1 protein-coding gene is annotated in these 497 nt (G+C 63.4%); it reads left to right on the top strand.

Going from position 1 to position 497, the window contains the following annotated elements; translation table 11 throughout:
• On the top strand, positions 1-497 hold a 497-nt coding region (locus EOE48_RS28650; RefSeq protein WP_210249617.1), incomplete at both ends, for a carbohydrate ABC transporter permease.

Genomic DNA, 497 nt, shown 5'->3' with positions numbered 1-497 from the left:
CACCCCTGGACGCGCTTCAGCGCTGGCTGCCCAAGCTGGTGCTGGCCCCCAGCATGTTCATCGTCCTGGTGGGCTTCTACGGCTACATCCTCTGGACCTTCGTGCTGTCCTTCACCACCTCGACGTTCCTGCCCACCTACAAATGGGCCGGCCTTGCGCAATACGCGCGGCTGTTCGACAACGACCGCTGGTGGGTGGCAAGCAAGAACCTGCTGCTGTTCGGTGGCCTGTTCATCGCCATCAGCCTGGCCATCGGCGTGTTGCTGGCGGTGCTGCTTGACCAGCGCATCCGCCGTGAGGGCTTCATCCGCACCATTTACCTGTACCCCATGGCGTTGTCGATGATCGTTACCGGCACCGCCTGGAAGTGGCTGCTCAACCCCGGCATGGGCCTGGACAAGTTGTTGCGCGACTGGGGCTGGGAGGGCTTTCGCCTGGACTGGCTGATCGACCCCGACCGGGTAGTGTATTGCCTGGTGATCGCTGCCGTGTGGCAG

This window comes from Methylobacterium oryzihabitans (assembly GCF_004004555.2).
GTDB lineage: Bacteria > Pseudomonadota > Alphaproteobacteria > Rhizobiales > Beijerinckiaceae > Methylobacterium > Methylobacterium oryzihabitans.
This window is presented reverse-complemented; position numbering and strand designations above follow the sequence as displayed.